This is a genomic window from Paenibacillus sp. CECT 9249, from assembly GCF_918697855.1.
In the GTDB taxonomy this organism is placed as follows: domain Bacteria; phylum Bacillota; class Bacilli; order Paenibacillales; family Paenibacillaceae; genus MSJ-34.
The window spans coordinates 1-26,077 of record NZ_CAKKLI010000022.1 but is presented as its reverse complement, the minus strand read 5'-3'; the positions used below and the strand labels follow the sequence as shown (position 1 = coordinate 26,077).

General features: G+C 47.6%; 37 protein-coding genes and 1 rRNA gene. 35 read left to right on the top strand and 3 right to left on the bottom strand.

Features of this window, described 5'->3' with window-relative positions; translation table 11 throughout:
- The first annotated feature begins 32 nt into the window (after positions 1–32).
- The 23 genes from LQ229_RS15950 (at position 33) to LQ229_RS15840 (ending at position 12,337) form a co-directional block, all read left to right on the top strand.
- Positions 33–218 carry a type Z 30S ribosomal protein S14 gene (locus LQ229_RS15950; protein WP_010348808.1) on the top strand — a complete coding sequence of 62 codons (186 nt, stop codon included), beginning with the start codon at positions 33–35 and terminating at the stop codon, positions 216–218.
- A gap of 32 nt (positions 219–250) precedes the next feature.
- Positions 251–649 (top strand): 30S ribosomal protein S8, encoded by a 399-nt coding sequence (rpsH, locus tag LQ229_RS15945; RefSeq protein WP_216539545.1) that lies wholly within the window; start codon positions 251–253, stop codon positions 647–649.
- 30 nt (positions 650–679) lie between these two features.
- Positions 680–1,222 (top strand): 50S ribosomal protein L6, encoded by a 543-nt coding sequence (gene rplF / locus LQ229_RS15940; RefSeq protein WP_216539546.1) that lies wholly within the window; start codon positions 680–682, stop codon positions 1,220–1,222.
- Between the two features lie 40 nt (positions 1,223–1,262).
- Complete coding sequence (rplR, locus tag LQ229_RS15935) at positions 1,263–1,631, top strand: 50S ribosomal protein L18 (RefSeq protein ID WP_216539547.1); 369 nt, start codon at positions 1,263–1,265, stop codon at positions 1,629–1,631.
- 26 nt (positions 1,632–1,657) lie between these two features.
- Positions 1,658–2,155 (top strand): 30S ribosomal protein S5, encoded by a 498-nt coding sequence (rpsE, locus tag LQ229_RS15930; protein ID WP_216539548.1) that lies wholly within the window; start codon positions 1,658–1,660, stop codon positions 2,153–2,155.
- Positions 2,156–2,168: 13 nt separating this feature from the next.
- Positions 2,169–2,354, top strand: a complete 186-nt coding sequence (gene rpmD / locus LQ229_RS15925) for a 50S ribosomal protein L30 (RefSeq protein WP_216539549.1) — start codon at positions 2,169–2,171, stop codon at positions 2,352–2,354.
- A 58-nt stretch (positions 2,355–2,412) separates the two neighbouring features.
- Positions 2,413–2,853, top strand: a complete 441-nt coding sequence (gene rplO, locus LQ229_RS15920; protein ID WP_216539550.1) for a 50S ribosomal protein L15 — start codon at positions 2,413–2,415, stop codon at positions 2,851–2,853.
- Entirely contained in the window at positions 2,853–4,154 is a 1,302-nt protein-coding gene (gene secY / locus LQ229_RS15915) for a preprotein translocase subunit SecY (protein ID WP_216539551.1), read from the top strand. Before rplO ends, secY begins: the two co-directional genes overlap by 1 nt.
- Positions 4,155–4,240: 86 nt before the next feature.
- Positions 4,241–4,885 (top strand): adenylate kinase, encoded by a 645-nt coding sequence (locus LQ229_RS15910; RefSeq protein ID WP_216539552.1) that lies wholly within the window; start codon positions 4,241–4,243, stop codon positions 4,883–4,885.
- A gap of 3 nt (positions 4,886–4,888) precedes the next feature.
- On the top strand, positions 4,889–5,641 hold the full coding sequence (gene map, locus LQ229_RS15905) for a type I methionyl aminopeptidase (RefSeq protein WP_216539553.1): 753 nt from the start codon (positions 4,889–4,891) through the stop codon (positions 5,639–5,641).
- 3 nt (positions 5,642–5,644) lie between these two features.
- Positions 5,645–5,959, top strand: coding sequence for a KOW domain-containing RNA-binding protein (locus LQ229_RS15900; RefSeq protein WP_216539554.1), 315 nt, complete (start codon positions 5,645–5,647; stop codon positions 5,957–5,959).
- Positions 5,960–5,961: 2 nt separating this feature from the next.
- Complete coding sequence (infA, locus tag LQ229_RS15895; protein WP_216539555.1) at positions 5,962–6,177, top strand: translation initiation factor IF-1; 216 nt, start codon at positions 5,962–5,964, stop codon at positions 6,175–6,177.
- Between the two features lie 95 nt (positions 6,178–6,272).
- Positions 6,273–6,386 carry a 50S ribosomal protein L36 gene (gene rpmJ / locus LQ229_RS15890; RefSeq protein ID WP_003333770.1) on the top strand — a complete coding sequence of 38 codons (114 nt, stop codon included), beginning with the start codon at positions 6,273–6,275 and terminating at the stop codon, positions 6,384–6,386.
- A gap of 20 nt (positions 6,387–6,406) precedes the next feature.
- The gene (gene rpsM / locus LQ229_RS15885; RefSeq protein WP_216539556.1) at positions 6,407–6,775 is read left to right on the top strand and encodes a 30S ribosomal protein S13; all 369 of its coding nucleotides are present in this window, start codon (positions 6,407–6,409) and stop codon (positions 6,773–6,775) included.
- Positions 6,776–6,793: 18 nt separating this feature from the next.
- Positions 6,794–7,189 (top strand): 30S ribosomal protein S11, encoded by a 396-nt coding sequence (gene rpsK, locus LQ229_RS15880; RefSeq protein ID WP_216539557.1) that lies wholly within the window; start codon positions 6,794–6,796, stop codon positions 7,187–7,189.
- 124 nt (positions 7,190–7,313) lie between these two features.
- Positions 7,314–8,258, top strand: a complete 945-nt coding sequence (locus tag LQ229_RS15875; RefSeq protein WP_216539558.1) for a DNA-directed RNA polymerase subunit alpha — start codon at positions 7,314–7,316, stop codon at positions 8,256–8,258.
- 30 nt (positions 8,259–8,288) lie between these two features.
- Positions 8,289–8,654, top strand: coding sequence for a 50S ribosomal protein L17 (rplQ, locus tag LQ229_RS15870; protein ID WP_216539559.1), 366 nt, complete (start codon positions 8,289–8,291; stop codon positions 8,652–8,654).
- 113 nt (positions 8,655–8,767) lie between these two features.
- Positions 8,768–9,553, top strand: coding sequence for a tRNA pseudouridine(38-40) synthase TruA (gene truA, locus LQ229_RS15865; RefSeq protein WP_216539560.1), 786 nt, complete (start codon positions 8,768–8,770; stop codon positions 9,551–9,553).
- Positions 9,554–9,748: 195 nt separating this feature from the next.
- Complete coding sequence (rplM, locus tag LQ229_RS15860) at positions 9,749–10,186, top strand: 50S ribosomal protein L13 (protein WP_216539561.1); 438 nt, start codon at positions 9,749–9,751, stop codon at positions 10,184–10,186.
- A 20-nt stretch (positions 10,187–10,206) separates the two neighbouring features.
- Positions 10,207–10,599: a 30S ribosomal protein S9 gene (rpsI, locus tag LQ229_RS15855; RefSeq protein ID WP_216539562.1), complete on the top strand. Its 393-nt coding sequence runs from the start codon at positions 10,207–10,209 to the stop codon at positions 10,597–10,599.
- 154 nt (positions 10,600–10,753) lie between these two features.
- The gene (locus tag LQ229_RS15850) at positions 10,754–11,284 is read left to right on the top strand and encodes an RNA polymerase sigma factor (RefSeq protein ID WP_230192260.1); all 531 of its coding nucleotides are present in this window, start codon (positions 10,754–10,756) and stop codon (positions 11,282–11,284) included.
- Positions 11,274–11,612 (top strand): hypothetical protein, encoded by a 339-nt coding sequence (locus LQ229_RS15845; RefSeq protein WP_216539564.1) that lies wholly within the window; start codon positions 11,274–11,276, stop codon positions 11,610–11,612. Before LQ229_RS15850 ends, LQ229_RS15845 begins: the two co-directional genes overlap by 11 nt.
- A complete protein-coding gene (locus LQ229_RS15840; RefSeq protein WP_230192259.1) occupies positions 11,600–12,337 on the top strand; it encodes a hypothetical protein in 738 nt (245 codons plus the stop codon). The genes LQ229_RS15845 and LQ229_RS15840 overlap by 13 nt, the downstream gene beginning before the upstream one ends.
- A gap of 113 nt (positions 12,338–12,450) precedes the next feature.
- Here LQ229_RS15840 and LQ229_RS27145 read toward each other — a convergent pair whose 3' ends face one another.
- Positions 12,451–12,582, bottom strand: a complete 132-nt coding sequence (locus LQ229_RS27145; RefSeq protein ID WP_290370041.1) for a hypothetical protein — start codon at positions 12,580–12,582, stop codon at positions 12,451–12,453.
- Positions 12,583–13,154: 572 nt separating this feature from the next.
- On the opposite strand from LQ229_RS27145, the gene LQ229_RS15835 reads away from it, so the two are divergent.
- The 4 genes from LQ229_RS15835 (at position 13,155) to LQ229_RS15820 (ending at position 17,063) form a co-directional block, all read left to right on the top strand.
- Positions 13,155–13,847, top strand: coding sequence for a phosphoadenylyl-sulfate reductase (locus LQ229_RS15835; RefSeq protein ID WP_230192258.1), 693 nt, complete (start codon positions 13,155–13,157; stop codon positions 13,845–13,847).
- A 23-nt stretch (positions 13,848–13,870) separates the two neighbouring features.
- The gene (gene sat, locus LQ229_RS15830) at positions 13,871–15,040 is read left to right on the top strand and encodes a sulfate adenylyltransferase (protein ID WP_216539567.1); all 1,170 of its coding nucleotides are present in this window, start codon (positions 13,871–13,873) and stop codon (positions 15,038–15,040) included.
- A 66-nt stretch (positions 15,041–15,106) separates the two neighbouring features.
- Positions 15,107–15,868 carry an N-acetylmuramoyl-L-alanine amidase CwlD gene (gene cwlD / locus LQ229_RS15825; protein ID WP_216539568.1) on the top strand — a complete coding sequence of 254 codons (762 nt, stop codon included), beginning with the start codon at positions 15,107–15,109 and terminating at the stop codon, positions 15,866–15,868.
- Positions 15,869–15,926: 58 nt separating this feature from the next.
- Positions 15,927–17,063, top strand: a complete 1,137-nt coding sequence (locus tag LQ229_RS15820) for an Mrp/NBP35 family ATP-binding protein (protein ID WP_216539569.1) — start codon at positions 15,927–15,929, stop codon at positions 17,061–17,063.
- 32 nt (positions 17,064–17,095) lie between these two features.
- Here the strand turns inward: LQ229_RS15820 and gerD are convergent, their stop codons facing one another.
- Positions 17,096–17,845, bottom strand: a complete 750-nt coding sequence (gerD, locus tag LQ229_RS15815) for a spore germination lipoprotein GerD (RefSeq protein WP_230192257.1) — start codon at positions 17,843–17,845, stop codon at positions 17,096–17,098.
- 244 nt (positions 17,846–18,089) lie between these two features.
- Positions 18,090–18,893 (bottom strand): polysaccharide deacetylase family sporulation protein PdaB, encoded by an 804-nt coding sequence (gene pdaB / locus LQ229_RS15810; RefSeq protein WP_230192256.1) that lies wholly within the window; start codon positions 18,891–18,893, stop codon positions 18,090–18,092.
- Positions 18,894–19,156: 263 nt separating this feature from the next.
- Between pdaB and LQ229_RS15805 the strand changes: the two genes are divergently transcribed.
- The 8 genes from LQ229_RS15805 to LQ229_RS15770 form a co-directional block, all read left to right on the top strand.
- Positions 19,157–19,753, top strand: coding sequence for a stage II sporulation protein M (locus LQ229_RS15805; RefSeq protein WP_230192255.1), 597 nt, complete (start codon positions 19,157–19,159; stop codon positions 19,751–19,753).
- Between the two features lie 102 nt (positions 19,754–19,855).
- Complete coding sequence (locus LQ229_RS15800) at positions 19,856–20,545, top strand: FadR/GntR family transcriptional regulator (RefSeq protein WP_216539573.1); 690 nt, start codon at positions 19,856–19,858, stop codon at positions 20,543–20,545.
- Positions 20,546–20,791: 246 nt separating this feature from the next.
- Positions 20,792–22,108 carry a sugar ABC transporter substrate-binding protein gene (locus tag LQ229_RS15795; protein WP_230192254.1) on the top strand — a complete coding sequence of 439 codons (1,317 nt, stop codon included), beginning with the start codon at positions 20,792–20,794 and terminating at the stop codon, positions 22,106–22,108.
- 95 nt (positions 22,109–22,203) lie between these two features.
- Positions 22,204–23,124: a sugar ABC transporter permease gene (locus LQ229_RS15790; RefSeq protein WP_230192253.1), complete on the top strand. Its 921-nt coding sequence runs from the start codon at positions 22,204–22,206 to the stop codon at positions 23,122–23,124.
- Positions 23,124–23,960: a carbohydrate ABC transporter permease gene (locus tag LQ229_RS15785; RefSeq protein WP_230192252.1), complete on the top strand. Its 837-nt coding sequence runs from the start codon at positions 23,124–23,126 to the stop codon at positions 23,958–23,960. Before LQ229_RS15790 ends, LQ229_RS15785 begins: the two co-directional genes overlap by 1 nt.
- A 40-nt stretch (positions 23,961–24,000) precedes the next feature.
- Positions 24,001–25,188 carry an aminotransferase class I/II-fold pyridoxal phosphate-dependent enzyme gene (locus LQ229_RS15780; RefSeq protein WP_230192251.1) on the top strand — a complete coding sequence of 396 codons (1,188 nt, stop codon included), beginning with the start codon at positions 24,001–24,003 and terminating at the stop codon, positions 25,186–25,188.
- Between the two features lie 196 nt (positions 25,189–25,384).
- Complete coding sequence (locus LQ229_RS15775; RefSeq protein WP_216539578.1) at positions 25,385–25,636, top strand: hypothetical protein; 252 nt, start codon at positions 25,385–25,387, stop codon at positions 25,634–25,636.
- Between the two features lie 315 nt (positions 25,637–25,951).
- Positions 25,952–26,077: ribosomal RNA gene (locus tag LQ229_RS15770) — 16S ribosomal RNA — on the top strand; the annotation flags it as partial.

Here is a 26,077-nt window from a genome sequence, read left to right as displayed (position 1 = left end):
GGTTCCAAGTTTTTGGGAGGTGTCAATAAAACGTGGCAAAAACTTCGATGAAAGTTAAACAACAACGCGCACCGAAATTCAAAGTGCGAGCCTATACTCGCTGTGAGCGTTGCGGTCGTCCACACTCGGTTTTACAGAAATTCAAAATTTGCAGAATATGTTTCCGTGAATTAGCCTATAAAGGCCAGATCCCTGGCGTGAAAAAAGCAAGCTGGTAATCACCCTACAGCGGGAAGGAGGTAATACACTAATGGTAATGTCAGATCCGATTGCAGATATGCTAACACGCATTCGCAATGCGAACGTTGTGCGTCATGAAACAGTGGAGATGCCTGCTTCGACCATGAAGAAGCAAATCGCTGAAATTTTGAAGCGCGAAGGTTTCATCCGCGATGCAGAATATATTGAAGACAATAAACAAGGGATTATTCGTATTTTCTTGAAATACGGCCCGAACAGCGAGCGCGTTATTACCGGTTTGAAAAGAATCAGCAAGCCAGGTCTTCGCGTTTATACGAAATCGAACGAGATTCCTCGCGTACTTGGAGGTTTAGGGATCGCGATTATCTCTACTTCCAAAGGCGTGATGACGGACAAGGAAGCTCGTCAAGCAAAATCAGGCGGAGAAGTCGTCTGCTACGTATGGTAATACAACCGCAAAAGATCGGAGGTGCAAACTATGTCTCGTATTGGTCGTAAACCAATTCAAGTGCCTGGTGGTGTCGACATCACCTTAGACAACGGCACGATCACAGTAAAAGGTCCCAAAGGAACGCTGTCCCGTGAAATCCACAAAGACATGAAAGTGTCGATTGCGGAGAACGTGATCACGATCGAGCGTCCTTCTGATAATAAAGCTCACCGTTCCCTTCACGGAACGACTCGCAGCGTCATTTCCAACATGGTGAACGGCGTAACGGAAGGCTTCTCGAAATCTCTCGAGCTCGTAGGCGTCGGTTATCGTGCGAGCAAAACCGGAGATAAAGTCGTATTGAACGTCGGTTACTCTCACCCTGTTGAAATTACGCCGGAACAAGGCATCGAATTCGAAGTTCCGTCGAATACCAAAATTATCGTTAAAGGTATCGATAAAGAACGCGTCGGCGCTTATGCCGCGAAAATCCGCTCCGTTCGCGAACCTGAGCCGTACAAAGGCAAAGGGATTAAGTACGAAGGCGAGCGCATTATTCGCAAAGAAGGTAAAGCCGGTAAGAAGAAGTAAGTTAGCTTAATGGCAAACTGAAGGGAGTGAAACTTGAAGCATGATTTCAAAAGCTGATAAAAATAAAGCTCGTTTGAAAAGACACCTTCGTGTTCGTAAAAAAATTCAAGGTACTGCTGAGCGCCCTCGTTTGAACGTATTCCGTTCTTCGAAACATATGTACGCCCAACTGATCGATGACGTAAAGGGCGTAACGTTGGCGGCTGCATCGACGCTTGACAAAGATCTGAAAGATCAAATCGAAAACGGCGGCAATGTGGAAGCAGCTCGCAAAGTCGGCGAATTAATCGCTAAACGTGCGAAAGCACAAGGCTTTGAACAAGTTGTTTTCGACCGCGGCGGTTATCTATATCACGGAAGAATCCAAGCATTGGCGGACGCTGCGCGCGAAGCCGGACTGGAATTCTAGGACAATAATCAAAGGAGGTTAACGACTTGCGTGTAGATCCGAACACTTTAGAACTGACTGAAAAAGTTGTAAATATTAATCGCGTTGCTAAAGTCGTAAAAGGCGGACGCCGTTTCAGCTTTAGCGCGCTCGTCGTTGTCGGCGACGGCAAAGGTTGGGTTGGCGCCGGTATCGGTAAAGCTTCCGAAGTACCGGACGCGATTCGCAAAGGTATCGAAGATGCGAAGAAAAACCTGATCCAAGTTCCTTTCGTTGGAACGACTATTCCTCACCAAGTTATCGGCCATTTCGGCGCAGGCCGCGTTCTGCTCAAGCCTGCATCCGAAGGTACGGGAGTGATCGCGGGCGGACCGGTTCGTGCGGTGCTCGAGCTCGCCGGCGTGGGCGATATTTTGACAAAATCATTAGGTTCTTCGAACTCCATCAACATGGTCAACGCGACATTGGAAGGCTTGTCCCGTTTGAAACGTGCCGAAGATGTGGCGAAACTGCGCGGTAAAACCGTAGAAGAACTGTTAGGTTAAGGAGGGACTCGCATTGGCTAAATTAGAAATTACCCTCGTTCGCAGTCTGATCGGTCGTTCGGGAACGCAGCGCACTACAGTGAACACGTTAGGTTTGCGCAAAATCAACCAAACCGTCGTTCATAACGACAGCCCGGCGATTCGCGGAATGGTTAACAAAGTTAGCCATTTGGTGAAAGTGAAAGAAATCGAAGCTTAATAACAAGACTTTAACAGAATGATTTGCTTTAGAAATAATCAAGGAGGTGCAACGAACGATGAAGTTACATGAACTTTCTCCTGCGGCAGGTTCCCGCCATCCTCGCAAACGCGTAGGCCGCGGAACGTCGAGCGGTACGGGAAAAACTTCAGGTCGCGGACATAAAGGTCAAAATGCTCGTTCCGGCGGTGGTGTGCGTCCAGGTTTCGAAGGCGGACAAAATCCACTTTATCGCCGTTTGCCGAAGCGAGGATTTACGAATCCGACTCGCAAGGAGTATGCGGTTGTAAACATCGAGGAACTTAACAGCTTTGCGGCAGGTACTGAAATCACTCCGGAAGTTCTGATGGAGAGCGGTATTGTAAAAAATCCTAAAAGCGGCATCAAGATTTTAGGAAATGGCGAAGTGAAAGTACAACTTACTGTGAAAGCAAATAAGTTCTCTCAATCTGCGGTAGAGAAAATCGAGGCTGCCGGCGGTAAAACCGAGGTGATCTAATGTTTAAAACGCTGTCCAACATTTGGCGGGTCGTAGACCTTAGAAAAAAAATCTTGTTTACCTTGCTCATCCTGATCGTTTACCGGATCGGCGCCTTCGTTCCGGTACCAGGCGTAAATACGGATGTATTTAAAGAGGTAAATCAAGCGGGAAGCGATTTGTTCGGCTTGCTGAACACCTTCTCCGGAGGCGCGTTGTTTCAGTTTTCTATTTTTGCGTTGGGCATTATGCCTTATATCACCGCGTCAATTATCGTGCAATTGTTGACGATGGATGTCATTCCGAAATTTGCGGAATGGGCAAAGGAAGGCGAAATCGGTAAACGGAAATTAGCGCAAATAACCCGGTACGGTACGGTTGTCCTTGGTTTAATCCAAGCGTACGGTACTGCGATCGGCTTTAACCGTTTATATGCCGCGAAGATGGTACCAAATGCGACATATGCGGATTACCTCGTGATTGCCATCATTCTGACCGCCGGTGTCGCATTCTTGATGTGGCTCGGGGAGCAGATTACAGAACGCGGAATCGGAAACGGGATTTCGATTCTCATCTTTGCCGGGATTATCTCGCGGATTCCTGAATTGAGTCAGCAATTGTACCAATCGGAGTTTGTCGACACCAATGCGAATCTGTTCCTGGGAATTGCGAAAATCATCATTGTTTTGATTGTAATTTTGGCGATTGTCGTCGGTGTTATATACATCCAGCAAGGCATACGCAAAATTCCGGTGCAATACGCAAAGCGCGTAGTCGGCAACAAAATGTACGGCGGGCAAAATACGCATATTCCGCTGAAAGTGAACGGGGCGGGCGTCATCCCGGTCATCTTCGCTTCATCGCTGCTTATGTTCCCGTACACGATCGCACAGTTTTGGGCGGATAAACAATGGGCACAATGGATAATGCACAACCTGTCCCATGACAAACCGCTCGGTATGGTGCTGTATGTATTGCTGATTATCGGATTTACCTTTTTCTACACATTTGTACAGATTAACCCGGTGCAAATGGCGGATCAGATGAAGAAGAACGGCGGATACATTCCTGGCATTCGCCCGGGGAAACCGACTTCCGGTTATTTGACGAAAGTCATGACCAGAATCACCTTGTCCGGCGCCATTTTCTTGGCGGCTATTTCCGTGCTCCCGGTATTCTTCGGAGCTCTTGCCGGACTGCCGCGTTCGATTCAGATCGGCGGTACGAGTATTCTGATCGTTGTCGGGGTCGCCCTGGATACGATGAAGCAAATCGAAAGCCAGTTAATGAAACGCCATTACAAAGGGTTTATCAATAAATAGGCAATAGGTTCTGATCGAGATCGCAATCATGCAAGCTCGGCGGCACCTATTGTGCTGTTTCAGTTAAGCGGATAGGAGGAACGACAATGAACATTTTATTCATGGGGCCTCCTGGAGCAGGGAAAGGGACGCAAGCGGTACGAATTGCAGACGAATTCGAAGTTCCGCATATTTCGACAGGCGACGCGTTTCGCCTGGCAATGAAACAAGGAACGGCGCTCGGATTAAAAGCGAAGCAGTTTGTTGATCAAGGCTTACTTGTTCCAGACGACGTGACGATCGGCATCGTGCGCGAAAGACTCCAGCAATCCGATTGCGAGAAGGGCTTTCTCTTGGACGGTTTTCCAAGAACGATCTCGCAAGCGGAAGCGTTGGACGATATTCTCGCTTCGATGAACCGGAAACTCGATCACGTCATTGACCTTAAGGTGGATCGCGACCAGTTGCTGGCGCGTCTGACCGGACGCCGCATTTGCAAATCTTGCGGTTCGACCTACCATGTCATTTTCAATCCGCCGCGCCAAGAAGGCGTATGCGATAAATGCTCGGGCGAGCTCTACCAACGATCGGACGATACGGAAGAAAAGGTAGGCACTCGGCTCGACGAGTACATCAACAAGACAGCTCCTTTGCTGGATTACTATCGCACCAAAGGGTTGTTGCGCCAGGTGGACGGAATGAAAGAAATCGATACGGTGACGTCTGATATCGTATCGTTGTTGAGAGGTTGAATAATGATCATTTGCAAGTCTGAAGTGGAACTAGGCTTTATGAGGGAAGCTGGGAGGATTGTAGCCGAGACGCATCGGCTCATGGCTCAATCCGTTCAACCGGGAATAACGACGCGCGAATTGGATTCGATCGCGGAGAAGTATATTCGCAGTCAGGGAGCTTCACCTTCTTTTAAAGGCTATAACAATTTTCCTGCCAGCATATGCGCTTCAGTAAATGAAGAGTTGGTTCACGGAATTCCCGGCGATCGGAAATTAAACGAAGGTGACATCATTAGTATTGACATCGGCGCCGAGTACCGCGGCTATCACGGTGATTCCGCCTGGACCTATCCTGTCGGAAGCATCTCGGAGATTGCCCGGAAGTTATTGGACGTAACGGAACAATCGTTGTATGCGGGATTGGCCCTTGTCAAACCGGATGTTCGTTTATTTACAATTTCACATGCGATTCAACGTTGTATCGAAGATGCGGGTTTTTCGGTTGTAAGGGAATATGTCGGCCACGGCATCGGCGCAAGCCTGCATGAAGAGCCGCAAATTCCGAACTACGGCATACCGGACCGCGGGCCGAGACTGAAACCGGGCATGGTGCTTGCGATCGAGCCGATGGTTATTGCCGGATCGCGGCATGTCAAGACATTGCCGGATCGGTGGACGGTCGTTACGGTCAACGGCGATCTATGCGCCCACTTCGAGCATACGGTGGCGGTAACGGAAGACGGCTTGGAAATTTTTACGAAAATCGATTCGTAGGTGATGAATGTGGACAACGATCAGAGCCCCAAAATCGGTCAAATCGTTAAAATATTGCGAGGCCGGGACGCCGGACAGTACGCCGTCATCGTCGGTATCGCGGATTCGCGGTTCGTCTATGTGGCGGACGGCGACAAGCGGAAGTTTGACGGGCCGAAGAAGAAAAACTTAATTCATCTGGAATTGCAGCAAACGATCAGCAGTGAAGTTGTAAACAGTTTAAACGAGAGCGGTCGGGTCACGAACGGGAAATTGCGGTTCGCGTTATCCAAATTTGCCGAAACCGCCGCATTGCATGCTGAGAAGAAAGGAGAATGACTGTGGCTAAAGAAGATGTCATTGAAGTGGAAGGTACGGTTATCGAACCACTGCCCAATGCGATGTTCAAGGTTGAACTTGAGAATGGTCATCAAATTCTTGCCCATGTTTCCGGAAAGCTGCGAATGCACTTCATTCGTATTCTAACGGGTGACAAAGTGGTCGTTCAGTTATCACCTTATGATTTAACCAGAGGGCGCATAACGTACAGAAAATAGATGCTAGACGTTTAACACTTGAGGTGACGAGCCTTATCGGACGGCGAATGCCGGATCGGACCGCATCTCGCCTCGTATACAGGAGGTAATCTATCATGAAGGTAAGACCTTCGGTAAAGCCCATTTGCGAAAAATGCAAAGTCATTCGCCGCAAAGGGAATGTAATGGTTATTTGTGAAAATCCTAAGCACAAACAAAAACAAGGTTAAGAAGGGGGTGTAGCGTAATTATGGCTCGTATAGCTGGTGTGGATTTGCCACGTGACAAACGCGTTGAGATCGCCTTAACTTATATTTTCGGAATCGGGAGAACGACTTCCCAGAAAATTTTGAGCACAACAGGCATCAATCCTGATACTCGCGTTCGCGATTTAACGGAAGACGAAGTGAGCAAGCTTCGTGAAACGATCGATAAAACGGTTAAGGTTGAAGGTGACCTTCGCCGTGAAATTTCCTTGAATATTAAACGCTTGATTGAAATTGGATGTTATCGCGGTATCCGCCATCGTCGCGGTTTACCCGTTCGTGGACAACGTACAAAAACAAATGCTCGTACACGTAAAGGCCCTCGTCGTACTGTAGCGAATAAGAAAAAATAATAAGGGGGGATAACTAGCATGGCTAAAGCGAAAAAAGTCGTTCGTACAAAACGTCGTGACCGTAAAAATATCGAATCCGGTGTTGCGCATATTCGTTCAACATTCAACAATACGATCGTAACGATCACGGATCCGCACGGGAATGCGATTTCCTGGGCAAGCTCCGGCGGTCTTGGATTTAAAGGCTCCCGCAAAAGCACGCCATATGCAGCGCAAATGGCGGCTGAGACGGCTGCGAAAGCCGCTATGGAACATGGGATGAAGGCTGTTGAGGTTATGGTTAAAGGTCCGGGCGCAGGCCGCGAAGCAGCAATTCGCTCTTTGCAAGCAGCCGGCTTGGAAGTTAACTTGATCAAAGACGTTACTCCTATCCCGCATAACGGATGCCGTCCGCCAAAACGTCGTCGCGTCTAATGAGACATCTCATTGTGGTATAATTTACCTGCAACTTGTGAATAATGGTTGTTTAGGCATACTGCATGAATCGACTGAATAAAAGGTTTCAAACGGAGCGACGTTTTGAAGGAGGGTTATTTCAGTGATTGAAATCGAAAAGCCGAAAATAGAAACCGTAGACGTTAACGAGTTAGGCACCTACGGGAAATTCGTTGTTGAACCGCTCGAACGCGGTTATGGGACGACGCTGGGCAACTCGTTGCGCCGTATATTGCTCTCTTCATTGCCGGGCGCGGCAGTTACTTCCGTCCAAATTGACGGCGTTCTGCACGAGTTCTCCACGATTCCCGGCGTAATCGAAGACGTAACGGAAATTATTCTAAACCTGAAAGGCCTATCGCTTAAAATTCATTCCGACGAAGAGAAAGTGTTGGAAATCGATGCAGAAGGCGAAGGCGTTGTTACGGCAGGCGATATTCGGGCGGATAGCGATGTCGAGATCTTGAACCCGGATCTTCATATTGCGACGCTTTCCCAAGGTTCGAGATTGCATATGCGCATTTTTGCGAACCGGGGTCGCGGTTTCGTGCTGGCGGACCGCAACAAGTCGGAGGATCAACCGATCGGCGTCATTCCCGTCGATTCGATCTATACGCCAATTGCACGCGTGAACTACGGTGTAGAAAATACTCGTGTCGGTCAAGTGACGAACTATGATAAACTAACCCTCGAAGTATGGACCGACGGAAGCATTCGGCCGGAAGAAGCGGTGAGCCTCGGCGCCAAAATCTTGACAGAGCATTTGATGCTGTTCGTAGGTTTGACCGATGAGGCGAAAGACGCGGAAATCATGGTCGAAAAAGAAGAAGACAAAAAAGAAAAAGTGCTCGAGATGACGATCGAAGAACTTGATCTTTCCGTTCGTTCCTACAACTGTCTCAAACGTGCGGGCATTAATACGGTACAAGAATTGATTACGAAAACCGAAGAAGATATGATGAAAGTTCGCAACCTTGGACGCAAATCTTTGGAGGAAGTTCAGGAGAAACTGGAAGAGCTCGGCTTGGGCTTGCGAATGGAAGACTAGTTATATCTGCTAGCGAAGGAGGGGAAAGACATGGCATATCAAAAATTGGGTCGTGACTCAAGCGCACGCAAAGCTTTGTTCCGTGACTTGGTAACCGACTTGTTCTTATATGAGCGCATTCAGACGACGGAAGCGAAAGCGAAAGAAGTTCGTTCTATCGCTGAAAAGCTGATCACGCTTGCGAAACGCGGAGATCTTCACGCGCGTCGTCAAGTGGCGGCATTCGTGCGCCGCGAAACGGTTAACGGTGAGCAAGATGCAATCCAAAAATTGTTTTCTGAATTGGCCACTCGTTACTCGGAGCGTCCAGGTGGATACACTCGTATTCTAAAACTGGGGCCTCGTCGCGGTGACTCAGCTCCTATGGTTTATTTAGAATTAGTGGATCGCGCTTAATTGACCTTATGAGAAAGGGTGGACAGAATCTTCGGATTCTGAACAAGCCCTTTTTTCTTTTGAGCGCATGATTTGAAAAGCAAGTTTTGTAGAAGGATTTCGGGAGGGGACGAATGCGGAACATCTGTATGGTTGTAAGTTATGACGGCACGGGATATTACGGCTTTCAGACGCAGCCGGGACACAATACGATACAGGACAAAATCGAAGCGGCCATCTTGTCGTTGACGGGGGAAACGGTCAAAATTATCTCCTCGGGACGCACGGATGCCGGCGTACACGCTTACGGACAAGTGTTCAATTTCGCTACGCATTCCTCCATCCCCCTGGAACGCTGGAGTTTGGCGCTCAACACGCGCCTGCCGAAAGACATCGTCATTCGTTCCGCGAGGGAAGTGCCGCCGGACTTTCATGCGCGCAGATCCGCCAAACGGAAAACGTACCGGTACACGATCAACGCCAACCAATTTCCGGACGTCTTTCACCGGCATTTTCAATTTCATCATCCGACCAAGCTGGACGTCGAAGAAATGCGCAAGGCGCTCGCGCATGTCGTCGGCACGTATGACTATACTTCGTTCGCTTCCCGCAAATCGACGAAAGCAAGCCATGTGCGAACGATATACGAAGCCTGGATCGAACAGGATCTGAGCGGCGCCGTTCCGGGGACGAGGGATCAAGGCGTTCTTCATACGTATATGACGGGGAACGGATTTTTGCATAACATGGTACGCATCATTATGGGGACGCTGCTGCGCGTCGGACAAGGCAAGCTTGGGAGCGAAGAGATTCCCCGGATATTGGCGGCCAAGGACCGGTCGGCCGCAGGGCCGACGGCCGTGGCGCACGGGCTCGCGCTGTGGGATGTGGCATACGATTTCGACTCCGTCGAACGGTGAAAAAAATGTGATGGAATCTTTGAAAAACCTTGCGGTTTAGGGCGTAATATTGTAAAATATAACTTGTGCTTTCTTAATGGCTTTCCCACAGCCCCCAATCAAGAAACACAATTGACGTATTTTTTAAACGAACAGAATTTGAATGAACGAAGATAAATCGGAAAATGCTTTCGACGAATTAAGGAGGATCTTTTCATGCGTACCACATATATGGCGAAGCCAAACGAAGTTGAGCGCAAATGGTACATCATCGATGCGGAAGGCAAAACGCTCGGTCGCTTGGCGACGGAAGCTGCAAGCCTGATCCGCGGCAAACATAAGCCTCAATTTACTCCACATGTTGATACTGGAGATTTCGTAGTTATTATTAATGCAGACAAAATTGTCTTAACAGGCAAAAAGCTGCAAAACAAAATGTACTATCGTCACTCCCATTATCCTGGCGGTTTGAAAGTGACGTCTGCTCAAGAAATGTTGAACAAAAAACCGGAAAGAATGGTGGAATTGGCTGTACACGGCATGCTTCCTAAAAATCGTTTAGGCGAGAAAATGAAGCTGAAATTGAAAGTTTATGCCGGTTCGGAGCATCCACACCAAGCACAACAACCTGAAGTTTACGAACTTCGCGGATAATTATAAGGGAGGACAGTTTCATGGCTCAAGTACAATACTATGGGACAGGTCGTCGTAAACATTCGGTAGCTCGTGTTCGCCTTGTACCGGGTGAAGGACGCATCTTGATCAATAAACGCGATATTAACGAATATTTCGGTTTGGAAACTCTCAAACTGATCGTCAAACAACCTTTGACTTTGACGGAAACATTGGCAAAATACGATGTTCTTGTCAATACGCATGGCGGAGGCTTCTCCGGCCAAGCGGGCGCAATTCGCCACGGCATTTCCCGCGCTTTGCTCAAAGCGGATCCGGAATTCCGTCCATCTTTGAAAAAAGCCGGCTTCTTGACGCGCGATCCTCGTATGAAAGAACGTAAAAAATACGGTCTTAAAGCGGCTCGCCGCGCGCCACAATTCTCGAAACGTTAATATTCCTTGTGCATCAAGGATGCAAAGCCTCTGGCCTCATTGGTCAGGGGCTTTTGTTTTGCCTCTAGGAGGGGTAACACCAATTTGGAGTTTTTTTCTTTTTTTCGAACCGTTCCTTTAGTTGTGCAGATATATCAGTGAAGGGGGAGGGAATATGGCAGTTGATCCGCAGGAGGTAGAGCGATTGGTATATGCGTACGGTAGCCGTGTTTACACTTTCTGCCGAAAGTTGACATGGAGCCAAGCTGACGCAGACGATTTGTATCAGCAGACCTTTCTCCGTGTACTCAATATGTCTCAACAAATTGATCAAGCGAATAATCCGGCCGGATTATTAATGGCAGTGGCAGCGAGGATCTGGCATGACGAACGTAAAAAATATGCCCGAAGACAAAGAATTGCTCCCATCCAAGATGATGGTTCCGGTGAGTTAAACAATGTATCCAGTGCAATATTGACGGATCACGAATTCGAAGAAAAGCAGCGCAATACGGAAGTGAGAAAGGCTGTTCAGGATTTGCCGGAAAAACTGCGTGTACCCATTTTATTGTATTACATGAGTGACTTGCCAGTACATGAGATTGCAAAAACTCTTCGAATTCCGGAAGGTACGGTAAAGAGCCGATTACATCAAGCGCGTGAGAAACTAAAAAAAGAATTGGGGGGGTCACAGTATGACGGATGAACTTTTTTTGGAAGATGATGTGGACGATCTGATACGGAGTTCGTTATTAACGGAAGAAACACCTCATCCGGCTATACAGGCTGCGCTTATTCATAAGATACACAGTCAGGAATCAAGTATGAACATACCATGGTGGTTGCTTGCTGTGATTGGTGGAATGCAAACAGTGGCTATTGTTGCAGTGATTTGTTTTCTTCTGCCCGGCTCATTGATTTCGTATTTGGCTATCATTTTTGGAAGTAGTTTGATCCTTTGCGCTAGCGTGCTGTCAGGTTTCGTTGGAAAGGCATGGACGAGAAAGGATGTTGATTATTCATGTGGATCGTAATGGGATTGGCCGGAGTAGTTTTGCTGCTCGTTGTAATGGCAATGGTCGGTTTAGGAATCTGGACATATCGCGATGCAAAATCACGCGGGCTTGAAGCAAGGATGTGGACTTTAATTGTGGTGCTGGTTCCCAACTTTATAGGACTGTTGCTGTATTTACTTATTGGACGCAAACAGCAACAAACATTATGTCCTTCGTGTGGATTTAAGACGCAGCAAGGAAAACCCTATTGCTCAAGTTGTGGCGCTGCCATGACACAAGGAGGGGGATCATGGACTGCATCAAAAAACAATAGCAAAAAGCCGCTGATTTTTGCGTGTACATGTGTCGCATTGACATTTATTTTAATGCTTTTCACTTCTGTTGCTAGTGTTTACGTACAGCCAGAAATGTTTTCATCCCCAAATATTTCTGTTGGCCAGAATGAAACGAGGGTGCCAGGTGTTTGGAAGTTGTCCTTCTGGTACTTTGACGGGGAGAAAAGTCGGGCCATAGTCATGAAAAATCGAGCTCCAAGCGCTCTGAACGTCAGTGCCAAAGTTGAAAAGGGAACATTGGAAATGGGCATTAGCGTGGATGGCAAAGAAGAAAAACGTATTTCGCTCAATAATATAGATTCAAACTATGTTTGGGATTTGAGCCATTATCCAGAAAACAGCAGAGTTGTACTGCGTCTATATGGGGATGCAGCTAAAGGAAAAGTGAACATAAATTGGAATGATTAGGGGTATCGATAAGTTAATGCATAAACTATGGAACCGCCGCATACCGAACGGTACGTCCGGTGGCGTGGAGAGTCCGGCTACTCAATGAATGGGTAGCCTCCTACCCGATTGCGCTATAGCTTGGTTTGCTTCGCCCGCCCTTTGTCGATATCCCTCTCATTCAGAAAGCCGGTTTCGAGACGGGGCGGCCATCCCTCTGTTTGTACGGTTCGCTGCGCCCGCTGGCCGATTTCGGGCTCTGGCATGACGTGATTGTAACGATCTTCTCAGCCGCCGCACTCAACTCCATTGGATTTCGTCCAATAGAATGTCCCTTCCGACTCTGTAGAACGGTATTTCATTGGAAAACATCCAATGAAATCTTCGCAAATATACCCAAATGGCGCGAAATGAGGAAATCCGTTGTACATTTTCCAATCCAGGCGCATCCCCATCCATAAAACAACAAATTTCATTGGACATTTTCCAACGGGCAACTATTCATAAACTCGAACACCGCCCTTCCCGTTCCTTCGTTACCACCCCGCCTGTGACCTTCATTCGTTCTGAACGAAAGGTTATCGGTCGAAACATATTTTTTGCCTTATCCTTTTTCACATTTTGGGCGAATGCCGAATACGTATGAAGAGGAGGTAGCGAAATTTGCGGCAAGCATTGACATCTTTTTGGAAAGATTTATAATAAAGGTAATAATTCGCATTAGAATACTAGGATATAAACGAGACATCGCGAAAACGGTGAAACATGCTTCAAAGCAAATTTTGCGAGAGGCCGTTCGGGGAAGCATCGCTCATCAACTTTAAGGAGGAGAGTTCACATGAATTTGATGGAAAAAGAACGCTTGGTCCGGGATAAGGCGGAGGAACTGGAACACGCCTCGGCGGAAGCCGTCATCGAATGGGCCGTATCGGCCTTTTCGAACATTACGTTTGCATGCAGCTTCGGGGCGGAGGATGTCGTTATTGTCGATATGCTGCAAAAAATTAGCCCGAAGACGGATATTTTTTATCTGGATACCGACTTTCACTTTGAAGAGACGTATGCCACTCGCGACCGATTGGCGAAGCGATATAATCTCGAATTCGTACGCGGCGTGCCGAAATTGACGCCGGAGCAGCAGGCGGAGCAATACGGGGACGAGCTGTGGAAGAGCGATCCCAATTTATGCTGCAACATACGTAAAGTTGTGCCATTGACCGAGATTTTGTCCAAGTACGACGCCTGGATTACGGGAATTCGCCGCGACCAAGCGCCGACGCGTGCGAATGCGAAGAAGGTCGAGTACGATTACAAGTTCGGACTGATCAAGTTCAATCCGATTGCCGACTGGACGTCGGACGATGTGTGGAATTATATCCGCAAGCATGATGTGATTTATAATCCGCTTCACGACAATAACTACCCCAGCATCGGCTGCAGCCATTGCACGCGGCAAGTGATGCCCGGCGAAGATCCGCGGGCGGGGCGCTGGTCCGGCAAGGAGAAGACGGAGTGCGGGTTGCATAAGTAAACGAATAATAGGGGGAAACCGATATGACTGCGATACAACCTCACGGCGGAACGCTAATCCGGCGGGTCGCAACCGGAGAGGAGCGCGAACGCTTGCTTCGTGCCGCGGAATCGTTGCGCCGGGTACCGATCGACAGATGGACGATATCCGACTTGGATTTGATCGGAGTCGGCGCGTTCTCGCCGTTAACGGGATTTATGAATGAGGCGGATTACCGTTCCGTTGTCGATCGAATGCGACTGGCCGACGGCACGGTATGGAGCATTCCGATCACATTGGCCGTGGATGAGCAATTGGCCGGTGCGCTGAGCGCGGGCGAGCAGGTTGCGCTTGTTGGCGAGCAAGACGGCGTCGTATACGGCATCATTCAAGTCGAGAGCATATACGAAGCCGACCAAGTGGAAGAAGCGGTGAAAGTGTTCAAAACGGCGGATACGAATCATCCGGGCGTTCAGAAACTGTTCGCCAGGCCTGCGCACTATATCGGGGGAGCCGTTCAAGTGTTGAATCGGCCCGTGCCCGATCAATTCAACGAATATTACTTCGATCCGGCGGAAACGCGCCGCATCTTCGCCGAGAAAGGATGGCGCACGGTCGTAGGCTTTCAAACGCGCAATCCGGTTCACCGCGCGCACGAATATATTCAAAAGAGCGCAATGGAGATCGTTGACGCATTATTTCTGAATCCGCTTGTCGGCGAGACGAAGTCCGACGACGTACCGGCCGACGTGCGCATGAGAAGCTATGTCGCTTTGCTTGAGCATTATTATCCGAAGGATCGGGTATTTTTGGGCGTGTTTCCGGCGGCGATGCGGTATGCCGGGCCGAGAGAGGCGATTTTCCATGCGATGGTGAGGAAAAACTTCGGCTGTACCCATTTCATCGTAGGACGCGACCATGCCGGTGTCGGCGATTATTACGGCACGTACGAAGCGCAAGAAATATTCAGCCGCTTCACGGCGGAGGAACTGGGCATCACGCTGCTGTTCTTCGAGCATAGCTTCTATTGTACGAAATGCGGGAATATGGCATCGAGCAAGACATGTCCCCATCCGAAGGAAGATCATTTGACGCTATCGGGCACGAAAGTGCGCGAGTTGTTGAGAAACGGCGTTTGCCCGCCTCCGGAATTTTCCAGGCCGGCCGTGGCGCAAATCTTAATCGAAGGCATGGCCGAACAAGTCATAACCTAACGTATATTTGTCCACCTTATAACATATAGATGATTAGACTCTGTATGGGATAAGGTGGGTTTTTTTATGGGCAAACAACGCAAACGAACGATTTTGTGGATTCGGCTCAGTGATTTGAAACGATGGATGATCGCCGCCTGTCTGCTCGTTTTAATAGTTGCGGTCATGACGTATGAGATCCCCTCGACGAAAACGTGGACGTATTGGACGTTGCCTCTATCGGGCAAAGTGATCGTGCTGGATGCCGGGCACGGCGGACCGGACGGAGGCGCGGTTAGCAAGCAAGGCATTATCGAAAAAGACATCAATTTGGCCATTACCTTATATTTGCGCGATTATTTGCAGCAGTCCGGCGCCATCGTTCGAATGACGAGGGAAGGCGATTACGATTTGGCAGGCAAGGATACGAAAATTCTTCGCAGGCGCAAAACGGAAGATTTGATGAAACGAATGGAGATTATCGAGAAGCAGAAGCCGGATCTGATGGTGAGCATTCATTTGAACAGTTTTACGTCCGCCCGTTGGAGGGGGGCGCAAACCTTCTATTATCCAAGCCATCCCGATAACGGAAATTTGGCGGCCTTAATCCAGGAGGAAATCAAGCGCAATCTGGAAAATACCGAACGGGTAGCGAAAGCGGTCGATAGAGACGTATATCTGTTGAAAATGACCAAAGCGCCTTCCGCGCTTGTGGAGGTAGGGTTTCTGTCGCACCCGCAGGAGTCGCGCCTGCTCGCGGACGAGGAATACCAACGGAAAGTGGCCGCGTCGATCTACAAAGGGATATTGCGTTACAGCGCCGGGGAGAAAATGCCAACGAGCAAATAACTATGCTATAATGAAATCGCAAGCTGTAAATTTTGATAAAAGTTGAGGTGCTGGCATCATGGTCTCCAGGGAACAAGTGATAGAGTCGTTGCAGACGGTAACCGATCCGATTTTACATAAAAGCCTGACCGAGCTGCAATTGATTCGCGACATTATGGCGAAAGAAGATAAAATCGCTTTAACCGTAATCGGTTCGACCGAAGACGAAGGGTTGCGGTCGGCGTTGCGTGAGCAAATTGTCGGCAAATTGCGCGAGATTGGCGCCGTGGACGTACATGTGCGCTTCCGTTCCATGTCGGATCGCGAGCGGGCCGAAGCGGAGGCGATCGCGTCAGGGAAAGGCCAGGCTGCGGAGGAACAGAGCGCAAACGGCGGACCGGCAGCCGCTCCGGTGAAAGGGCATGGTGCGGGGTTGGAGAAGCATCCGCTGCTTAATCCGAACAATAAGGTAACGTTTATCGCTGTCGCCAGCGGCAAGGGCGGAGTCGGCAAATCGACCGTTACGGCGAACTTGGCCGTCGCATTGGCGCGCCAAGGGAAAAAGGTCGGATTGATCGATGCCGACATTTACGGGTTTAGCATACCGGATATGATGGGGATCGAAGAGAGACCGGCCGTATCCGACGATTTGATTGCACCGATCGAACGATTCGGCGTGAAAGTGATGTCCACCGGTTTCTTCGTCGAGGAGAACAGTCCAGTCGTCTGGAGAGGGCCGAAACTTGGCAAAATGCTGCGCAGCTTCTTAAGCGAAGTGAACTGGGGCGAGCTGGATTTTATGCTGCTGGACTTGCCGCCGGGAACAGGGGATATCGCGCTTGACGTTCACCAAATGATCCCGCAAAGCAAAGAAATTATCGTGACGACTCCGCATGCGACGGCTGCGTTCGTTGCCGCGCGCGCGGGAACGATGGCAATCCAAACCAATCATGAAATTATCGGCGTTATCGAAAATATGGCCTATTACGAATGCGGGTCTTGCGGCAATAAAGATTATATATTCGGCCGCGGCGGCGGAGCCAAATTGGCGGAATCGCTTCACTGCGATCTGCTCGCGCAAATACCGCTGGGCATTCCCGATAATCATCCGTCGGAACCCGATTTCTCTCCTTCCGTATATAAAGCCGAATCGGATACCGGACGGATTTATTTGGACGTTGCGGCGAAAATCATCGATAAATGCCAGCAGGACTGACGGGAAACCGTCAGTCCTTTCTTCTTGAACCTTTATCTGCTGCCTTCTCCTTCTCCTTCGCCGCCTTCTCCTTCGCCGCCTTCGCCTTGTTCATCCTGCCGCTGGTCGCCGCCTTCCTTGCCCTGGCCCTTTTCTTTTTTGCCGCGTTCTTGTCCTTTTTTCTCTTTTTCCACTTTCGGCCGCAATTCATCTTGTACGACGGTGCGCAACAGTTCCATGACTTGCATTTTGAACATCGGGTTTTGCATCGTTTCCTGCATAACGGTCATCGTTTGCTTGCGGAATTCAGGTCCTTTGGTCAAGTCGAGGAACATTTTCATGATTTCCGGCGACTTCATAATATCGGCAACGGATTGTTGATACGTCGGATCCTTGATTAGCTCTTTATGCAGCTGTTTATTTTGCGATTGAATCGCTTTGGAGAAATCGCCGGCGAATTTCGGGTCGGTCATTACTTTTTCGATTTCTTTTTTATATTCCGGAGACGTCAGAACATCCTTAACAGTCAACCTCATTTGCTCGACTCCTTGCGCCCCCAGCATCTTCATTTGCATGCCTGCGGAGCCTCCGGATCCGCCGCCTTCGCTTCCTCCGCCGGACCCGCCCGACGAAGCTTCCTCAATCGCCTTTTTTCCCTCGTCGGTTTTCAAAATGTCAACGACCATCGATTTTAACTCTTTGTAGTTGGGCTGACCGCTGGAAGCCGCCTGACCTGAACCGCATGCAGTTACCACCATTAACATCAGTAATATCGATAAGATACGGGTCACGGATGCGTTCATCGCTTGCTGATCTCCCTTCGTTTCGCAATGTATGTTTTATTTTCCATGTTTATCAGTCCCCGTGTCGTGGCTTTTATTATCATTTAATAACTGTAGTATGTGAGGCTTGCATCTGTTTTATGTTGCAGGAGAAACGGCCTTTTATTGATTCTGCTGGAGATTATCGCCAAACAAAGAATTTCTGAAACAAAAAAAATCGCCCTCCAACGAAACCGAGTCGGATAAGGGCGATCGTTCCGATATGTTACATTCCGGCTGCATCGTTCAACATGTCCATAATGGCCGGCTGATCCTGAATTTGTTTGTTTTGCAATTCGGTTTGGTTAATCAATTCGGTAACGGTCACGAATTCGTATCCTTGCTCGCGCAATTGATCGATTATGGCAGGCAACGCTTCATGCGTTTGATTGCAGGAGTCGCTCGCATGCATAAGAACGATGTCGCCCGGATGGGCTTTCGTAACGACGCGTTCGATAATTTTTTCCGTACCGATATTTTGCCAATCCATCGAATCCGTATCCCATTGAATGACTTTATACTTCATTTCGTCCGCGATGCGCAGCACCTTTTTGTCAAAATCGCCGTTGGGCAGGCGGATCAAGTTCGGTTGTTTTCCGGTTATTTCGGTTAAAATATGATGGGCGGTTTGGATTTGATTGCGGATCTCTTCTTCGTCCAACATACTGTAATTGACATGTTTATGCCCATGACTGCCAATTTCGAATCCCGAATCGGCGATTTTCTTCACCACTTCGGGATGGGTTTTGCTCCAAGGGGAAGAGAGGAAAAATGTCGCTTTCTGCACGCCTTTTTCTTGCAAAATGTTGATGATCGGTTCGGCGCGCTTATCGCCCCAACTGATGTCGAAGGTAAGCGCAATTACCTTTTTTTCGGTTGGAACGCTGTAAATCGCGGAAGGGGCTCCTTGGGAGAAAACCGTAATATTGTCGCTTTCGATGTATACGACACCAATGGCGAATACGAGAGCAACGACCAGAAAAAAATATCGTTTTATTTTTTTTCCGCTTAATACATAAAAAAAGTTCATACATCCAATGCTCCTTTCGTACTTACATGGAATTAAGACGGCTTACGGCCAAGCAATTGGCTTGTTTCTATCAATTGTATGCTCGTACGACCCAGATATGATTCGGAAAGGAATGCAATTATTCCGATTTTTGTTTACAATATTCAACGAAACGCCGTTTGCCGCCGTTGCCCGCAATCGTCGGTTTATGGCCAGACGGCAGACAGGTGAAGGGAGAGGATGTTTTGTTCGGTTTAGGTGCAGTTTGGAAGCATTTTAGAGTAATGAGAGGATATATTCTCGTCTCCGCGCTGCTGTTTGCGGCAGGCATCGCGTTCGGAGCGACCCCTGCGGTATCGGCCGCGCTGGAATCTTTTTTGGCGCAACAAGTGCAAGGTTTGAGCGAAATTCAGAAGATGCTTGCCGAGCAGGAAAATACGCAGTTGGCGACTTTTATTTTTATTTTTCTCAACAATTCCATTAAAGCGGTACTCGTTATTTACCTTGGCGCCGTTCTTGGCATTGCTCCGGTTCTATTCCTCGTTGTGAACGGATTGCTGGTCGGTTTCGTCGTCCAAATAAGCGCGGCGCAATACAGCAGCGTGTGGGAATTGATTGTGAAAGGCTTGCTGCCGCATGGCATTCTGGAAATTCCCGCGATTATTATCGCCTGCGCTTACGGTATGCGCTTCGGCATTTTATTGATTCAAAGCATCGGTTGGTCGTTGACTCCCAAACGAGCGGAGATCGGCGACAGCCTCGGAGAGTTCATGATGCGCAGTCTCGCCGTTTCCGTCTGGATTGTCGTCGCTTTATTCGTGGCCGCTGTCATCGAGAGCACGTTCACGATGTGGCTCATGCAGACGGTGAAGGCAAGCTGACGGAGAGGGGCAATTTGCCCACAAAAATAAACATTCGATTTGACAGTACGCAGCCATTTCCTCTATCATTTAATCAATATTCTTCAAGAGGAGGGGATGGGAATGAAACCGGTTAAAAGAGAACTAGTTCATGAATTAGCTGCCAAGGAGCTTCAAAACTATATCCATGAGCAGCGATTCAAGGAAGGAGACAAGCTGCCGTCTCTGGAAGAGCTATGCAATATGCTGCAGGTTGGCAGATCCTCCATGCGTGAAGCCCTTCGATACCTTGAGGCGATGGAAGTCATCGAGATGATTAATGGAAAGGGCATCTACGTAAAGGATGTTGATACATACCGTTTTTCTGCCAAGGTGAAGGGCGAAAACTTCAAACAGATACTGCTGCATGTGCTGGAGGTTCGGCGAGGCCTGGAAGGGCAATGCGTGGAGTTGGCAGCTTCGCGGGCGACTCCGGAGGATATCGCTCAGATGGAGTACTTTTTGAAGGAAATGAAGCGATTGGATGAGATTCAAGGAGATAAATCGCAATTTGATATGCATTTTCATCGGACGATCTTTAAAGCTTCCGGAAATCCGGTAATGGAGAGCGTAATCAATTCCGTATGGGATATGATGGAGCATTTCTGGAAATATCCGTTCGGCAAGAAGGACATTTTCGATGATACGCTGGAATATCACTTTACAATCGCAGAGGCGATTAAAAACAAGGATGCGGTTAAAGCGCGGCAAGAATTTAATTTAATGATGGATTTAATTGAAACCGACATTCACAAGGCATCTCAGAATAGTTAGTCATTCTTCCCTCTGCCGTATTCCTCAACACATCCGAAATGAACTTTTAGTCTTGCACATGTAGCAGATATCAGTGTAGCGAATATGTATCTTTACCCAAACTAGGCACTATGCTATAATTTACCTATCAGATAGGATGACAGACAGAAAGGTTTTTTCTTCAACCTATCTGATAGGATGACAGATGGATTGATTGTTTATCGTTTTACTAGCTACATCACTTCTTACTAAGGGGGCAGTTGTTTCATGATGAGAATGAAAAAGGTAGTGAGTTTGGTTCTAATCACTGCATTGTTGCTTGTATTGGCAGCATGCGGCAGTAAGGAAAACAGCAATTCTGGATCGGACAATACTAAAGGCGAGCAAGTGAAGCTTACAATGGTTGAAAGCCTATCAAGTCCAAAACGTACTGAATTTTTAAAGCAATCGATTGCTGAGTTTGAAAAACAAAATCCGAATATTAAAGTTGAGTTGATCTCCCCTCCGCTAGAGAGTGCGGATAACAAAATCAATCAAATGCTGGCGGCTAAACAAGACGTTGACGTTCTCGAGGTTCGCGACATTACAGTCGCACAATTCGTAAACAATAGTTACCTTGAGAGCCTTGAGCCTTATGTGAGCAATTGGGCGGATTATAGCACGCTTTCTGTAAGCGCTCTCACAATGGCTAAGGACATTAATAATACAGCGTACTACATCCCTTACGGTATTTACCAAAGAGAGCTGTTTTACCGTACGGATTTGTTCGCTGAGAAAAATCTAAAGGTTCCTACAACTTGGGAGGAGCTTTATGAGGTAGGCAAAGCACTTACAGATCCTTCTCAAAATAAATATGGCTATTCCTTCCGCGGCGGCGCCGGCGCTGAGCAATATATGACGCAAATCGTTCAGGACTATAACGGAAGCAATGTTAACCCTGGAGATTCCGTATTCAATAATGACGGCTCTACGATTTTCTCAACACCAGGCGCAATTGAAGCGCTTGAGCTATACAAAAAGATTTATAAAGAAATCTCTCCTCCAGACTCTGCAAACTGGGCATTCTCTGAGCAGGTTCAAGGCTTTACGAGCGGAACAACAGCTATGCTGATCCAAGACCCGGATACGATTGAGTCTATAGCAACTGCGCTTAATGAAGATCAATGGGCTTCTGCACCGCTTCCAACTGGTCCAGACGGCGTATCTCACTTTGTGCTTGGTTCCGCCGGCTGGGGGATGACTTCGCACTCCAAGCATAAAGATGAAGCATGGAAGCTGATTGAATTCCTGTCTTCTCCGGAGCAAAACCTTGCTTTCTCCAAGACAGCAGGCATCATTCCTATTCATACAACAGCTTCTGATGACGAATTCTTCAAAGTTGGCGCGTATGCACCATACATCGAAATGGCTAATAAACCGGAGCAATTCGTTGGCGTTAAGCCATTCACTAACTACAAGGGCTACCAATTGTATAAACAAGCAGGAACAGAAAAGGGACAAGCCTTCCTATTCGATCGTGTCTCCGCAGAGGATCTGGCTAAGGAATTCGATGAATTCTGGATTAACGAGAAAGCTAACCAATAGTCTCGAAGCTAAACAATATTCTCACAATGCAAACTCGTTCGTGGGCAGTCATGATACTGCCCGCGAACCATCTACATGTCGGAGGTAAGCAGCCCATGTCCACTTCAGCAACACGAAGAAAAATGGTTAAGGCAGAAAAGTCCAAAATGCGGTTTGTCATCGCGTGTCTCGCACCGGCATTGCTTCTTGTTCTCGGCTTTACCTACTACCCAATGCTTAGAGGGGTAGTTATGGCATTTCAAAGCTACAGTCTATTCAATCTCTCGGATGTAAAGTTCATCGGGCTTGATAATTTTAGAGATGTTATGAGCAATGATAGCTTTTGGCTGGCGCTGAAAAATAGCGTAAGCTGGGTATTTATTTCGCTTTTCTTCCAGTTTACAATGGGCTTCTCTATCGCGTTATTACTGAAAAAGCAATTTTTCGGCAGAGGCGTATATCAGGGCTTCGCATTTTTCCCTTGGGCGATGTCCGGCTTTCTGATCGGTCTGATCTGGCGCTGGCTGTTCAACGGGCAAATTGGCGTAATTAATGACTTGTTAATAAAGATTGGGATGATTGATACGCCTATTCCGTTCTTGTCCAGTCCCTCATGGGGAATGTTTGCGGTAATCGTTGCGAATATTTGGTACGGAGTGGCTTTCTTTGCCATTATGCTGCTGGCGGCACTTCAGTCAGTACCTGAGGAAATCTATGAGGCAGCGGAAATGGATGGAACCAATCGCATTCAAAAGCTTTACCATATTACGATTCCTTACATTTTGCCTACGATTCTAACCACTGTAATTTTGCGTATTATTTGGATTATGAATTTCCCTGATTTGATTTACTCTATGACAAATGGCGGCCCTGCAGGCAGCACGCATATTCTATCTACTTTTATGATGGATAAAATTTTGTTCGGTGGAGATTACGGCAAGGCGGCAGCAGTCGGGCTCATCATGATGGTCATTCTGTTCCTGTTCATGTTCTTTTATTTCGCCGCTACTAAGCATGAAAAGGCAGGGGATTTCTAATGTACGGAAAAAGCTCACTACCTGTAGAAATATTGCGGTATCTCGCTCTGGGCATTTATCTTGTCATCGTTGTTTTCCCGCTTTACTGGATGATGATTACTTCATTGAAACCTAAGAAGGATATTTTCGGCCTGCCGATTCAATATTGGCCCAAACAATTTTCATTTGAAAATTATGAGAACATCTTTCAGATTACGAAGTTCCATATATATATCGGCAATAGCTTGATTGTCTCCCTTGCGGCGGCATTTGTTGTGCTGGTTATTGCGACCCTGAGTGCATACGTACTGGCCAGATACAAATTCAAAGGAAGCAGACAAATTATGTTCATGTTCTTCCTTACGCAGGTTATTCCGGCTTTTATCGGCTTCGCGCCGCTGTACTTGATGCTAACCAAGATGAACCTAACCAATACATTGCCAGGTCTGGTGATTGTATATACCGTTATGTGCATTCCGTTCAGCACGATTATGCTTCAGGGCTTCTTCCAGCGTGTTCCGTCCAGTCTTGAAGAGGCCGCGCAAATTGACGGCTGCTCTCGATTAGGCGCACTAGTGCGTGTCATTTTGCCAGTAATGCTTCCGGGCCTGTCTGCAACATTTATCTTCTCCTTTGTACAAAACTGGAACGAGCTGTTCGTCTCAGTTATGCTGATTGATAGCGAGCACTTGAAGACAATACCTGTTGCTATGAATAGCTTTATTACTAAATTTGATGTAGATTGGGGTTCGATGTCTGCAGCTACTGTTTTATCGGTTCTGCCAACAATGGTTTTGTTTGCACTTTGCCAAAGGCTTATCGTTGAAGGACTAACACAAGGAGCAGAGAAGGGCTGAAGCCGTTTACTGCATAGCATAAAGAAAGAAGGAATCAGGTATGTCACAAAATACATTAGTGCAGCAACAGACAATAGTTGCGCATGATGAGCACGATGAACGGCATCAAGGGGCTGTAACGAAGCCGATCTATCAGAACAGTCTATTTACATTTAACTCCTATACAACCTTTCTTGCTTCTATGAAAGAGGAGATTAACGCAAGCGTATACAGCCGCGGAACAAACCCGACAGTATCGGAACTTGAGATGCGCCTGGCTAAGCTTGAAGGCGGAGATCGCGCTCGCTGTTTTGCCTCTGGAATGGCAGCTATCTCATCAGCGGTTCTGTCAGCTGTCAATACAGGCGGTCATATTGTTTGTGTGGATGAGGCATATGGCCCGGCCGTTCAATTCATGGGTACTTATCTGCAGAAGTTTGACATTGAAACAACATTCGTAAATGGAACTAGCTTGAAAGAAATTGAGGGCGCGATTCGCGACAATACGAAACTCATCTACTTGGAGAGCCCAAGCAGCATGTTCTTCTCCCTGCAGGATATATCGGCCATTGCAGCTTTAGCGAAGTCTCGCGGAATTACTACGATTGTTGACAACACTTGGGCAACGCCTTGCTATCAGAGCCCGTTGGCGCTGGGCATTGATTTAGTTGTTCATTCCCTTACTAAGTATGTATCCGGTCATAGCGATTCAATTGGCGGTGTCATTGTCGGTCGTGCTGAGCTTATGAATCCTTTGATCAAAAATGAATATTTGCTGCTTGGCGGAATTATGACGCCGGCTACCGCGAACCTGATCATGAGAGGTCTTCGGACTCTTCCGCTCCGAATGGAGAAGTTCCAATCGCAGGGCCTAACGGTAGCGGGCTGGCTGGAGAAGCACCCATTAGTGAAAAAGGTGAATCATCCATTATTGCCATCCCATCCGCAGCATGAGTTAGCTGCGACACAAATGCGCGGAGGAGGAAGTCTATTCTCCTTTGAAACGGAAGTTACAGTAGAAACGATGAGGAAATGGGCTGAACGCCTGAACTATTTCCGCATTGGCGTAAGTTGGGGCGGCTATGAAAGCCTGGTTGTTGTTAATCCAATATCTGACTATAAGCCTGAACGAGAAGGAACTCTGGTTCGTCTTTTTATTGGTTTGGAAGACACAAATGAGCTCATTGCTGATTTGCAAAGTTCCTTTGAAGCGATAATAGAACAAAGTATGTATCCAATGATTGATTAGCGGGATGATATCTTGCGCATTATTAACCATGCTGTCCTCTTTCGAGGGCGGCATGGCTTTTTTAACCGCAATAGAATTTATATGAACAAAAAATCGTTTGCGGCGCTATCATAAAATCTCCATTATCTGAGCATAACAGTAAAGCAGTAATCTTTTTGCATAGAAAGAAAATGAATGAAGGAGGCTTTTCGGCCAGATGCTCGGAATGCTGTTAAACGATAAGGAACGTAAAGAATTGGATTACATGCTGCGCAAGGAATTGGATGAGATGTTGCTTGATTTGAACGATACCCGGTTGGAAAGCGAGATCCGGCAGGCGATTGCTGTGCGGTACAAAACGGTGTTCCGTATGTATGCGCGGTTCGCATCGCCGAAGGAATTGTCCAGATACGTTCGAAACGGAAAGATTCCTGCACTGAAGAATGGCGAAACAAAGCGCTTGACTTAACGTGCGAAGCTATGTTAAATTATTTTTCGTTCCGATTCGCAAGATGCGATGAAGCGAGTGCTGGAATGAAGTGACAATGAAAAGTTTAAAAAAAGTGCTTGCGCGAACATGGATTGATATGATATATTATAAAAGTCGCCGCTGAAACGGCGGCACGATATGAGGATCACTTTTTGAAGCACTAGATTTGTTCTTTGAAAACTGAACAACGAGCGAATTAAGCAACAATAAATGAGAACAATAAGTTCTCGTCAGCAACGAAATTTTGAGCTATTCGGCTCTTTCATATTGATTTTCTTATTCTTAAGAAAATCTTTCATGGAGAGTTTGATCCTGGCTCAGGACGAACGCTGGCGGCGTGCCTAATACATGCAAGTCGAGCGGAGTTCGTTTTGTAGCTTGCTACGAAGCGAACTTAGCGGCGGACGGGTGAGTAACACG